Here is an 11598-nt window from a genome sequence, read left to right on the forward strand (position 1 = left end):
GAGGGCGTCGCACCCCCGGTGAAGCGGCCGGACAAGGCGGCTCGCGGGGGTGCTCCGATGGCGGCGACGACGCGCGCGTCGAGGTCCAAGAAGGCGACAGCGCTCGCCGACGCGGCTCGGCCGAGGCCGGCGCGCGCAGCGCCGAGCACCCCTCCGGCCACCTTCGCGCGGCTGCGCGTGTTGCACCCGGACGCCCACTGCGAGCTGGATCATCGATCCTCGTTCGAGCTTCTCGTCGCGACGGTGCTCAGCGCCCAGACGACGGACGTGCTGGTCAACAAGGTGACCCCCCACCTGTTCGGCGCGTATCCCGATGCCCGCGCCCTCGCCAGCGCCGATGCCGCCGAGGTGGGCGCGCTCCTCAAGCGGCTCGGGATGGGCATGTTCAACCAGAAAGGGAAGAACATCGTGGGTCTCGCGCGAGGCCTCATCGAGCGGCACGGCGGCGAGGTGCCGAGGACGCTCGCCGAGCTTGTGAAGCTGCCTGGTGTCGGGCGCAAGACGGCGAATGTCGTGCTCGGCGTCGCCTTCGGAGCGCCGGAGGGCGTCGTGGTCGATACCCACGTGCAGCGCCTGTCGCAGCGGCTCGGGTGGACGACCAGCGACAAGCCAGAGCAGATCGAGCGCGACCTCGTGGCGCTCTTCCCGCGGCGCGACTGGGATATGCTGTCCCACACGCTGATCTTCCACGGCCGCCGGATCTGCTTCGCGAGGAAGCCAGCGTGCGGAGGCTGCGGGATCAGCGACGCGTGCCCGAGCGCGTTCCGCGCAGAGAACGTGGGGCGCAAGCCGCCACGCCGCCGCGGCGCCGCGCCGTGAGCGCCAGCCGCGCTGCGCGCAAAGTGGGTGTCGAGCGCACCGGCGGAAGGTGGGAAGCGGGCGAGCGCGGCTCATCGTCGCTCGGCGCCCAGCGAGCTGTTTATCGCGCTGGAGCCGAGGACGCGGGATAACCTTGGGCCGATGAAGGCTTCGCACATGATCCTCAGCCTTGCCTGCCTCTTCACCGCGGCGTGCAGCCCTCTGGAGGACGATCTCTGCGACTACAAATGCGACTGCGAGGGGTGCAGCGACCGCGAGTACGGCGACTGCCTCGATCGCTACGATGACAGGTACGTGGACGCCGACCGCCGCGGCTGCGTCGACCAGTACGACGCTCTCCTGGAGTGCGAGGACGACACCGGGATGTGCAACCGCGACGACAAGTGGAGTACGTCCTGTAAACCCGAGAAAGACGCGCTGGATCGCTGCATCGACTAGCGCTGCCGCGCGGCCGATCTGAGCCGGCCGCCCCGGCCTCCTGGCCGCCGCTCAGGTCTCGCCGCCGGGCGCGACGGCGGCGCCACCCGTGACGGCGCCTGCGCTGCGGAAGGCCGCGACGAGCCGCTCCGACGCGGTGTAGGGGTCGACCTCGCGCCGCGCGACGGCATGCACCGCGGCCTCGAGCGCGGGACCGAGCGCGGCCACGGCGGCGTCGGTGAGCGCGTCGCGGAGCTGCACGTGCATCGCCTCGCGCAGGCGCTCCTCTCGGCGCGCAGCGCCGGCCTCGGTCCCGAACAGCCACGCCCGGTGCCCCTCCAGCTTGTCCACGAGCGCCGCCACGCCCTCGTTACGTGTGGCCACGGTCCGCGCGATCACGGGCTCCCACGGACCTTCGACGGGCTCGCCACCTGGAGAGGGCGCCCTCTGCGCGCGGGCGTGGAGCGCCGCGGCGCTGTGCCCGCGCGCCCGTCCGGAGGCCGCAGCCACCTCGCCGCCGAGCGCGATCATGAGCTCCAGATCGCGCACCGCCGCGTCGGCCCCGTCCCGGTCGGCCTTGTTCACGGCGAAGACGTCGGCGCACTCCAGGATGCCCGCCTTGATCGCCTGCACCTCGTCGCCCATCCCCGGCGCGGCGACGACCAGGGTGGTGTGCGCCATCCGGGTGATCTCGAGCTCGTCCTGCCCGACGCCGACGGTCTCGACCACCACGACGTCCGCGCCCCAGGCGTCGAGCACCCGCACGACGTCCACCACCGAGCGCGACAGCCCGCCGAGCGCGCCCCGGGTCGCCAGCGACCGGATGAACACGTCGGGATCGTCGAAATGGGCCTGCATGCGGATGCGGTCGCCGAGGATCGCGCCGCCGGTGAACGGGCTCGTGGGATCGACCGCCACCACGGCGACCCGGCGACCTTGCCCCCGGAATACGCTGATCAGCCGATCGGTGAGCGTGCTCTTGCCTGCCCCCGGGTTCCCCGTCACGCCGAGGACCCAGGCGCGGCCGGTATGGGGGAAGAGATCCTTCAGGATCGCGGCATGGTCGCCGACGCGGTCGTCGACGAGCCGGCAGGCCCGCGCCGTCGCGCGCATGTCGCGGGCGAGGACCTTGTCTGCAAGCGGATGCACGCGAGCGGCTTAGGCCCGGCGATGCCGGAACACAACCGGCCCGCGGGCAACGCGGCGCCGGCCTGCCTACCCTGCCCCGGCACCGCCGCTGCCACCACCGCCGGCCGTACCGTCGCCACCGGCCGTGCCGCCACCGCCACCGGTACCCCCACCGCCGGCCGTACCGTCGCCGCCGGCCGTGCCGCCGCCGGCCTCACCGCCGCCACCGGACGACCCGCCGCCTGCTCCGCCCTCCCCGCCTGCCGACGAGCCGGCGCCCCCGGCGCCGCCGGCGGCGGTGTCGAAGATCGGCCTCGTGTCGCCGCACGCGACGACGAAGAGAGCCCAGAGCGCAGCGCACGAGGTGAAAGCGAGAGCGCGATTCCACATGGGTACGTCCTTGCCACGAGACGCCGAGCGGCGCGCTCGCGAAATCCAGCGGCGTGCTCCTGTCATGGCGCCGCAGGCGGCTGCCGCTCGAAGCGCCGCCAGCGGCCATCGATGAGCCGCTCGTGCGGCAGGTACTGGGCCTTGTAGACCAGGCGCGAGCAGCGCTCGACGTACAGGCCGAGGTACAGGTACCGGAGGCCCCAGGAACGGCACAGCTCGAGCTGCTTCAGGATCGAGAAGACACCGGGGCTCAGCGGCTCAAGCTCGGGCTCGTAGAACGAGTAGACCGCGGACAGCGAATCCTGCCCCCGATCCACGACGGCGACCCCGACGAGACGGCCGCCGACGCGATAGCGCATCTCGAACGTCTCGCAGCAGCTGTCCACGAGGAACGCCTCGTACCCCTCGGCGCCGAGCGGACCGTCATCGCGCATCAACCCCCGGCCGTGCTTGTGCCGGTTGTACAGGATGATCTTCTCCCGCGTGGTCATGGGCGGGCCGATCTCGACGTCCACCACCCGCTCTCCACGGCGGAGCACCCGGCGCTGCGTGCGGCCGGGGACGAAGTCACGAACGACGATCCGGATCGGCTCGCACGCCCGGCAGGAGGGGCACTGGGTGCGGTAGAGCAGCTTGCCATGGCGGCGGTTGCCCGCGACGAGCCGCTGGTCGAACTCCGCGCGCGTGAGCGGACGGATGGGCACGCGCAGCGGCATCCGCGCCTCGGCTTCAGGCAGGTACGGACAGGGGCTCACCTCGTCATGGACCGTGAGCTCGATCGGGTCCGCTCCCTCATCCAGCCGAGGGAGCTCGGCGTCCTGCCCCGCTACCGCATCTCGCTCGCTCGATGAGCCCATGTCGGTGTCGATCCGAGCGCTCGAGCCCCCCTCGAGCTGCCGGCCACTAGATCAAGGGGATGCCTGTTGCATGGCCACGTCAAGCAAAACCCAGAGCGCCCGGGTCCCCCTGGGAGCTCCGAGCGCTTGCGCCGCGCTGGCCCTTATCGCACATCTACCCATGCAAACCCACGTGCACCCCGCACATGCTGCATGCTCCGGTTTACCGGCGCTGGCGCCTGAGCGATCACGCGTTGTGCGAAGAGCCCGCGCGGCGCGCCCTTTTCGCTTGGCCCGGAGGCCAGTATGACCGCGCGCGCGACCGCGACAGGGACGTCCCTCGACCATCGAGCGCCCGAATCGCGCGACCGCCTCAAGAAAGGCCGAACGCTTTGGATCTGACAGGAAAGCAGCGCCGCCACCTCCGCGCGCTGGGGCATCACCTCGAACCGGTCGTGCAGCTCGGCAAGGCCGGCCTGACCGACGGCGTCGTCGCGGCCGTCGACGCCGCCCTGGAGCGGCACGAGCTCGTGAAGGTACGCCTGGGCACCGAGTGCCCGGACGAGCTGGACGATGTCGCCGACACCCTCTCCGGGCGGCTTCGCGCCGCCGTGGCGCAAACGCTGGGGCGGACGATCCTGCTGTACCGGCGCCACCCCAAGGAGCCGAAGATCAAGCTGCCCGCGGGCAGCTGACCGCGAACGGCCGCGCGCGGCCGCGCACCCCCACCCTGCGCGGCCTCGGGCGCCTCGAGTCGACGAGGCGCTGCCGAGGCCGCCTTCCCGCGTTCCGCGGGGGCGAGGCCTCGGGTCGCCGAGGCCCGAGCCTGCGTCACACGTGCCGGAGCGTGGGGCGCTCGGCCAGCAGGTGATCGAGCCAGGCGTTCGACAGCTTCTCCTGCACCGTGTTGGCCCGGAGCCTCGCGGCGAGGTTCTTGAAGTCGACGTGGTCGATGAGCTGGTCCTGGTTGAAGCACGAGAAGACCAGCGTCTCCTTGCCCGTCTCCGGGTCCACGTGCCGCTGGAGGCACTGCGCGCAGACCTCCTTCATCATGCACTGCATCGGCGAGTTGATGCTCGCGATGCCCACGTGCTTCGGATCCAGGTGCGGCGCCAGCACGCCGTGCCGCGCCTCGCGCACGGCGTTCATCATCTTGTCCGAGCCGATCGCGATGATGCGACGGACCTCCGAGAGGGCCGCCAGCTCGCCGCCGAGCTGGCGCTCTGCGTAGGCCCTCATCGCCTGGACGATGTTGCCGCGGAAGTGGTGGTCGGTCGCGCGCCGCGGCGGGATCTCGGCGCCGCCGTCCGTGCACCAGACGACCTGGTCGGTCGCCACCTCGATCTCGTCCTGCTTGAAGAGATCCTCGCCGCGCCGGTAGCCGGCGAAGTAGATCACGCGGTCGCCGCGCGCCTTCAGCGCCTTCGCGATCGAGAACAGGACGGCGTTGCCGAGCCCGCCGCCGGCGAGCAGCACGGTCTCCCCCTCGGGGATGTCCGTGGGCGTCCCGGTCGGCCCCATCACGACGACCTCCTCGCCCGGGCGCAGCGCGGCGAGCAGGCGGGAGGACGCGCCCATCTCGAGCGCGATGAGCGACAGCAGCCCCTTCTCCTTGTCGACCCACGCGCCCGTGAGCGCGAGGCCCTCCATCGCGAGCCGCGTGCCGCGGATCACGGGCGAGCGCACCTCGTAGTTCTGCAGCCGGTAGAACTGCCCGGGCTCGAACTTCCGCGCCGCCGCGGGCGCGCGCACGACCACCTCGACGATCGTCGGCGTGAGCCGCTCGACCCGCTCGACCACCGCGCCGAGGTCGTGATCGAGGCGGGCGAAGAGGTCGCGCCGCCGCGCGTCGCGCGCGGCCTGCGGCTCCTCGCCGAGCCGGGCGATGTCGTGGCGGAACAGCGCGACGACGGACGGGTACGCGTCCTTGGCGCTCGCCATCGCCTTCACGACGCTCCCCGCGTAGTGGGGGTGGTTGTCGCCGTAGAAGCTCACCGCGTGCTCGCCGTCGTTGTAGCTCGTGAAGAAGCCCTCCCGCGGCTTGGCCGGCTCCACCTTGAGCGCGCCGCCCTCATCGACGTAGGCGCGGTGCGGCTGGAAGAACTGCCGCCACTTGTCGAACACGAACGAGCCCGGGCGCTCCTTCTCGTACGTGACGTTGGGGCTCGTCCCGGCCGCGACGCACACGGTGCGGGCAGGGATCGAGACCGCTTGCCCCGCGCTCCGCCACTTGCCGTCGACGATCTCCTGCCGATCGAAGACGAGCGAGGAGACGCACCCGCGCTCGTCGAGCACCGCCTCGACCGGGGCGAGGTTCTCGACGTAGCGGATCCCTTCCTCGAGCGACTTGGCGACCTCTTCGTGGTTCAGCCGGTAAGCCGGCGAGTCGATGAGCCGCTTCCGGTAGACCAGCGAGACGCCTCCCCACGCGTCGATCAGGCCCTGGAAGCGCGGCGGGCGCCCCTCGCGCGCGGCGCGCGCGCGCTCGTCGCGGATCTCCTCCGCGTGGCGCCGCTGCTCGGCCAAAAACTCCCGCTCCTCCTCGTCGAACATCGCGAGGACGGCGGCCTCTCCGCGCTCCGCGATCAGCGCGTCGAGCCGGTCGGCCGTCTTCTCGGCCTGCACGACGTAGTACGCGGCGAGCTCCGTCGCGGTGTCGATCGCCGTGAGGCCGCCGCCGATCACCACCGCCGGCAGGCGCACCTGGAGGTTCGCGAGCGCCGAGCGCTTGTAGGCTCCGGCCAGCTGGAGCGCCATCAGGAAGTCCGACGCCTTGCGGATGCCGCGCGCGAGGTTGTTCTTGAGCGGGATGATCGTCGGGCGCCCCGCGCCCGCCGCGATCGCGACGTGGTGGAACCCGAGCCGGAAGGCGTCGTCGAGATCGATCGTCCCGCCGAACCGCACGCCGCCGTAGATCCGGAGCAGCCGCTGCCGGGCCAGCGTGACGTACAGGACGGTGAGGAAGTTCTTGTCCCATCGCACCGTGATCCCGTACTCGCTCACCCCGCCGAAGCCGAGGAGGACGCGCTCGTCGAGCTCTGTGTAGAGCCGCTTGAAATCCTTGACCGGGCGCGGCGGGCGCGATTCGTCGCCCGTGAGCTCGACCGGCAGCGGCTCGATCTTCAGCCCGTCGATCGCCACGCACGCGAAGCCCTGCCGCGTGAGGTGGTGCGAGAGCGTGTAGCCGGCCGGGCCGAGGCCGACGACGAGCACGTTCTTGCCGTTGTACGGGAGCGCGTGCGGCCGCAGCGCGTCGAGCGGGTTCCAGCGCGTGAGGAACCCGTAGATCTCGAGGCCCCACGGGAGCGACAGCACGTCCGTGAGCGCCGCGGTCTCGATCTGCGGGATGTCCACCGGCTCCTGCTTCTGGAAGACGCACGCCTTCATGCAGTCGTTGCAGATGCGGTGGCCGGTGCCGGGGCACATCGGGTTGTCGAGGCAGACGAGCGCGAGCGCGGCGATCGACTCGCCCCGCCCCCGCATGGTGTGCATCTCGCTGATCTTCTCGTCGAGCGGGCAGCCGTTCAGCTCGACGCCGAGCGGGTTCGCCTTGATCGCCCCGGTCTTGTTGTCGCGCAGGCCCTTCGAGCACGAGTCCTTGTCGCGATCGTGGCAGAAGAGGCAGTAGTCGACCTGGCTCTCGACCTCGCGGGGCGGCGCGCGACGGTCCGTCAGCGCGAAGCCGTCGCGGTCCCTCCGCTCGTGCTCGGGGCCGACGAGGAGCTCGGCGGCGCCCGGGCTGCCGTTCGCGCCCTTCCTCTGCAGCTGCACGAGCTCCTGGTAGTCGAGCGTGCGCGGCGCCTTCAGCGTCGGCCACCGACGCGCCGGATCGTGCTCGTCCGCGCGGCGCGCCGCGAGCCACGCCTCGACGGCGTCGAGCGCGAGCGCCACGACCGCCCCGTCCTCGGCCTCGGTCGGCTCCGCGCCAGCGACGGCCGCCGCCGGCGCCACACCCTCGGCGAGCGCCGGGTCCTCCCGCAGCGCCGCGCGCACCTTCGCCGCCCGCTCGCGGAGCTCGTCCGTCCACTTCGCGCCGCCGGCCTTCGCGGCCTTGCGGGCGATCTCGTCGACCTCGATCAGGGCGAGCGTCGCGCGGGCGATCGCGAGCTCCTCCGCGGCGGAGCCGCCGTCGAGCGCGCTCGCAGGCGCGCCCATGGCCGCGAGCGACCGCCGCGCCGCGTGCGCCGCCTCGACGTGCGTGCCCCGCCACGACTTCCCCGGGTTCGGCTTGAACAGGCGCTTCTTCGAGAACTCGCGCTTGAAGTCCCAGAGCGCGCTCCGCTCGAGGGTCGCGTCGATCTGCGCCTGCGTCTCCCGCTCGACCCGGAAGAGCGTCGCCACGAAGCGGCCGACGTGGGGCGCCGCCGCGAGGAGCGCCTCGGAGACCTGCTCCGGCGTGAGCGCAGGCCGGCCCGCGCCGGCGCCGGAGGCGTCCGCCTGCGCCGCGCGCAGCGAGGCCCGGTAAGCGTCGAAGCGCGCGTAGGCGCCTTCGTCTGCTGCGTGGAAATACTCCTCGAACCGCTCCGTCAGCTCGGCGAGCTTCGCAGGGTCGAAGAGATCGGCGTAGCCGAAGCCAGGGAGCCCGAGCTCGAGCTCGGAGGCATCGGAGGTCGCCTGCACCCACGAAGAGAAGTCAGCCTGCACTCCAGCGTTCGCTTCCATACCCGCGGCAAATGCTTTCTAGTTCAAGGGGTTCGCTCACCCGACGAGGGCTTGCCCGCGCAGCCTCGAGAGCGACGTAAAGTAGCACCAGGTCGCACTTTCGACCTGTTGCTCGAGCAACATTCAATCGAGCTCGCCCTGCGCTGGTCAGCGCGTCGAGCACTCGATCACGCAACCGCTGCGCGCATCGACACGTCAACCGCGCCGGTGCGCCGCGTCAGAATCCCTGCGAGACGACGCGCTCGATCGTATGCGTGGAGATGTTGCCGGCGACGACCTCTGGATCTCGCAGCAACGCCTGGTGCAGCGGGATGTTCGTGCGGATGCCGCCGATGATGAACTCGTCGAGCGCGCACCGGAGCCTGGCGATCGCCTCGGCCCGGTTCGCGCCGTGCGCGATCACCTTCGCCACCAGCGAATCGTAGGAGCTGGGAACGCGGAAACCGCCGTACACGCCGGAATCGACGCGGATCCCGACGCCGCCGGGCGAGTGGTACTCCGTGATGAGGCCCGGCCACGGCACGAACGAGCGCGCATCCTCGGCGTTGATCCGGCACTCGATGGCGTGGCCCCGGAAGCTCCAGGGCCGCGTGTCGGGGAGCGAGAGGCGCTCGCCTGCAGCGGCGAGGATCTGCTGCGCGACGAGATCGACGCCGGTCACCATCTCGGTGACCGGGTGCTCGACCTGGACGCGGGTGTTCATCTCCATGAAGAAGAGCTCGCCTCGCTCATCCATCAGGAACTCGAGCGTGCCCAGGCCGGTGTAGCCGGTCTCGAGGATCGCACCCCGGAGGATGTCGCCCATCCGGGAGCGCTTCTCGTTGTCCATCGCCGGGCTGGGCGACTCCTCCATCACCTTCTGGTGCCGGCGCTGGAGCGAGCACTCGCGCTCGCCGAGCGTCCACACGCCCCCGTGCTGATCCGCGAGCACCTGGAACTCGATGTGGCGCGGCGCCTCGACGTAGCGCTCGAGGTAGACGTCCGGGTTCTTGAAGCCGCTCAGGGCCTCCTGCGTCGCGATCTCGAACGAGCGCTGCACCTCGCCGGCCTCGCGGACGATGCGCATGCCCCTGCCGCCGCCGCCGCCGGAGGCCTTCAGGATCACCGGATAGCCGACGCGCTCGGCCTGCTCGGCCGCGTCCGCCGCGCTCTTGAGCACGCCCGTGCCGCTGAGCATGGGGATGCCGAAGCGCTTGGCGACCTCGCGCGCGGACACCTTGTCGCCCCAGGTCCGCATCGCCTCCGCGGTCGGCCCGATGAAGGTGAGGCGGCACTTCTTGCAAAGCTCGGCGAACTTCGCGTTCTCCGAGAGGAACCCGTAGCCTGGGTGGATGGCGTCGGCGCCCGTGACCTCCGCCGCCGCGATGATCTGCGGGATGTTGAGGTAGCTCTTCGACGCCTCGGCCGGACCGACGCACACGGCCTCGTCCGCGAACCGGACGTGCAGCGCCGCGGCGTCCGCCTCGGAGTGGATGGCTACCGTGCGGATGCCGAGCAGGCGGCAGGCGCGGATGACACGCATCGCGATCTCGCCGCGATTGGCGATCAGGATCTTCTGGAACACGGCACCCTCGCCCGGGCAGCTCTAGCTGCCCCGCACCTTGAAGAGACGCTGCCCGAACTCGACCGGCTTGCCGTTGTCGACGAGGATCTCGACGATCGTGCCCGGAGAGTCCGCCTCGATCTCGTTCATCAGCTTCATCGCCTCGATGATGCAGAGCGCCTGACCCACGCGGATCGCGCTGCCCACATCGACGAACGGGGGCGCATCGGGCGACGGCGATCGGTAGAACGTGCCGACGAACGGCGACGTCACATAGGAGATCCCCTCGTCGCTCGCCGCCGCAGGGGCCGCCGGCGCGGGCGCGGCGGCCGGCGCAGGTGCCGCCGCGGGCGGCGCCGGCGGCGGCGCGACCGGCGCGCTGTGGAGCTGGAAGGCGGCGGGCGCGAGATGCGGCGCCGCGCCCTGCGGGATGACGCCTCCGCGCGTGAGGCGAATGCGAACGTGTTCGTCCTCGAACTCGAAGTCGTTCACGTTGCGCTTCTCTAAGATGCGTACCAGCGCCCGCAACTGCTTGAGGTTGATGTTCATGGAAGGACGTTCGGCCATCGATGTTTGCCGCCTTTCAACCAGAGTGACGGCGCATGTTCAACCTCTTTCGTCGGATCGCAGCTTCTCCAGATGCCCGAGCAGCCCGATCAGCCCAAGGACATACGAGCTCGGCCCGAAACCCGCGACGCGCGCCATGCACGCAGGCGCGATGCGGGAGCGACGGCGGAACGGCTCACGGCCGTCCGGGTTGGAGATGTGCACCTCGACGGTAGGAAGCGCGCTCGCGCGGATCGCGTCATAGAGCGCGATGGAGGTGTGCGTGTAGGCACCGGCGTTGAGGAGGATGCCGTGGAAGCCGCGATCGCCAGCGTGGCTGATCGCGGTCACGAGCTCTCCCTCGCAGTTCGATTGCATGCACGACACCGAGGCGCCGCGGGCCTTCGCGGCCTCCTCGACGGCGCGGTGAACGTCATCCAGCGTGGCCGTGCCGTAGATCGCTGGCTCGCGCTTGCCCAGTCGATCGAGGTTCGGCCCGGAGATGACCGAGATGCTGAAGCCGCTCAGGCGAGCTCCTTCAGCAGCACGGGCACCTTGGTGCGCAGGAGGTACCGGGCCTTGCCGATGTTCGCGTCGGGCGTCATCGAGAAGGCCACGAAGTACGAGTTGTTCACGACGCGGATCAGGGTCGTGACCTTCTCGGCCTGGATCGCGATCTCGGCGGCGTTGCCCGCGTCGAGCATCTCGGCGGCGCGCTGGATCGACTTCAACACGACGCTGAACTCCGCGCCGATGGTGGTGATGTCGAACGCGGCCCCCGGCTTGGAGTAGCTGTCGACCGGGATCCCCTCGAAATCCATGAGAAGGGTCGCGATGCCGCCCTCGGTGTTCTCTACGACTTCCTTCAGCACGGCCTGGAACATGCGCCGAGATTACCCAAGCGCGGCACGATCGGGAAAACAAACGAACCTGGCCCGGCATCTCGCGCCGCGGCGCGGGAGAGCCGGCGCTCCTCATCGTCGCCCGACCCGCTCGGCCGCGCGCGCCCGAGCCGATGGCAGCCGGACGCACGCGGCCAGGCCCATGGCAGACGGGCGCGCACGGCGTCGACGACAGATGGCACTGCGCGGCAGCGCCGCGAAGGCTCGTACCGGCCGCCTGCCATCGTGGACCAGCGCAACAGACGCGACACGACGCGACACGACGCGACAGGCGAAGCGCGGCGAAACGTTGGACCGGGCGGGCGCTTTGCCTCTTGCATCCTGGTCCCAGCCGGGCGATTCCCGCCCCTGGGGG

At 71.0% G+C, this 11598-nt stretch carries 11 protein-coding genes; 3 read left to right on the plus strand and 8 right to left on the minus strand.

The genetic code is table 11. The annotated features are described in order from the left end of the window. Positions 1 to 57: 57 nt before the first annotated feature. Both nth and WME95_RS22065 read left to right on the plus strand, forming a co-directional pair. Entirely contained in the window at positions 58 to 819 is a 762-nt protein-coding gene (gene nth / locus WME95_RS22060) for an endonuclease III (RefSeq protein ID WP_437910434.1), read from the plus strand. Between the two features lie 156 nt (positions 820 to 975). After that, positions 976 to 1257, plus strand: coding sequence for a hypothetical protein (locus tag WME95_RS22065; RefSeq protein WP_437910435.1), 282 nt, complete (start codon positions 976 to 978; stop codon positions 1255 to 1257). 51 nt (positions 1258 to 1308) lie between these two features. Here the strand turns inward: WME95_RS22065 and meaB are convergent, their stop codons facing one another. From meaB to WME95_RS22080, 3 genes are all read right to left on the minus strand, one after another. Then, positions 1309 to 2385 (minus strand): methylmalonyl Co-A mutase-associated GTPase MeaB, encoded by a 1077-nt coding sequence (gene meaB / locus WME95_RS22070; protein ID WP_437910436.1) that lies wholly within the window; start codon positions 2383 to 2385, stop codon positions 1309 to 1311. A gap of 66 nt (positions 2386 to 2451) precedes the next feature. After that, positions 2452 to 2754 carry a hypothetical protein gene (locus WME95_RS22075; protein ID WP_437910437.1) on the minus strand — a complete coding sequence of 101 codons (303 nt, stop codon included), beginning with the start codon at positions 2752 to 2754 and terminating at the stop codon, positions 2452 to 2454. A gap of 62 nt (positions 2755 to 2816) precedes the next feature. After that, positions 2817 to 3611, minus strand: coding sequence for an arginyltransferase (locus WME95_RS22080; RefSeq protein WP_437910438.1), 795 nt, complete (start codon positions 3609 to 3611; stop codon positions 2817 to 2819). A gap of 371 nt (positions 3612 to 3982) precedes the next feature. On the opposite strand from WME95_RS22080, the gene yhbY reads away from it, so the two are divergent. Beyond that, positions 3983 to 4285, plus strand: a complete 303-nt coding sequence (gene yhbY, locus WME95_RS22085) for a ribosome assembly RNA-binding protein YhbY (RefSeq protein WP_437554472.1) — start codon at positions 3983 to 3985, stop codon at positions 4283 to 4285. Positions 4286 to 4421: 136 nt separating this feature from the next. Here the strand turns inward: yhbY and WME95_RS22090 are convergent, their stop codons facing one another. The 5 genes from WME95_RS22090 to WME95_RS22110 form a co-directional block, all read right to left on the minus strand. After that, on the minus strand, positions 4422 to 8252 hold the full coding sequence (locus tag WME95_RS22090) for an FAD-dependent oxidoreductase (protein ID WP_437910439.1): 3831 nt from the start codon (positions 8250 to 8252) through the stop codon (positions 4422 to 4424). A 217-nt stretch (positions 8253 to 8469) separates the two neighbouring features. Continuing rightward, positions 8470 to 9816 carry an acetyl-CoA carboxylase biotin carboxylase subunit gene (accC, locus tag WME95_RS22095; protein ID WP_437554476.1) on the minus strand — a complete coding sequence of 449 codons (1347 nt, stop codon included), beginning with the start codon at positions 9814 to 9816 and terminating at the stop codon, positions 8470 to 8472. Between the two features lie 21 nt (positions 9817 to 9837). Beyond that, positions 9838 to 10362, minus strand: a complete 525-nt coding sequence (gene accB / locus WME95_RS22100) for an acetyl-CoA carboxylase biotin carboxyl carrier protein (protein WP_437910440.1) — start codon at positions 10360 to 10362, stop codon at positions 9838 to 9840. 39 nt (positions 10363 to 10401) lie between these two features. Beyond that, on the minus strand, positions 10402 to 10869 hold the full coding sequence (locus WME95_RS22105) for a type II 3-dehydroquinate dehydratase (protein ID WP_437748006.1): 468 nt from the start codon (positions 10867 to 10869) through the stop codon (positions 10402 to 10404). Continuing rightward, positions 10866 to 11213 carry a roadblock/LC7 domain-containing protein gene (locus tag WME95_RS22110; RefSeq protein WP_272099801.1) on the minus strand — a complete coding sequence of 116 codons (348 nt, stop codon included), beginning with the start codon at positions 11211 to 11213 and terminating at the stop codon, positions 10866 to 10868. Before WME95_RS22110 ends, WME95_RS22105 begins: the two co-directional genes overlap by 4 nt. Between the last annotated feature and the right edge of the window lie 385 nt (positions 11214 to 11598).

This window comes from Sorangium sp. So ce327, from assembly GCF_051530205.1.
GTDB lineage: Bacteria > Myxococcota_A > Polyangia > Polyangiales > Polyangiaceae > Sorangium > Sorangium cellulosum_B.

What these genes read in the sequence shown, in the direction of transcription:
- WME95_RS22080 (WP_437910438.1), bottom strand. Translation starts at nt 3,611, where the DNA reads ATGGGCTCATCGAGCGAGCGAGATGCGGTAGCGGGGCAGGACGCCGAG.
- WME95_RS22090 (WP_437910439.1), bottom strand. Translation starts at nt 8,252, where the DNA reads ATGGAAGCGAACGCTGGAGTGCAGGCTGACTTCTCTTCGTGGGTGCAG.
- nth (WP_437910434.1), top strand. Translation starts at nt 58, where the DNA reads ATGGCGGCGACGACGCGCGCGTCGAGGTCCAAGAAGGCGACAGCGCTC.
- accB (WP_437910440.1), bottom strand. Translation starts at nt 10,362, where the DNA reads ATGGCCGAACGTCCTTCCATGAACATCAACCTCAAGCAGTTGCGGGCG.
- WME95_RS22075 (WP_437910437.1), bottom strand. Translation starts at nt 2,754, where the DNA reads ATGTGGAATCGCGCTCTCGCTTTCACCTCGTGCGCTGCGCTCTGGGCT.
- WME95_RS22065 (WP_437910435.1), top strand. Translation starts at nt 976, where the DNA reads ATGATCCTCAGCCTTGCCTGCCTCTTCACCGCGGCGTGCAGCCCTCTG.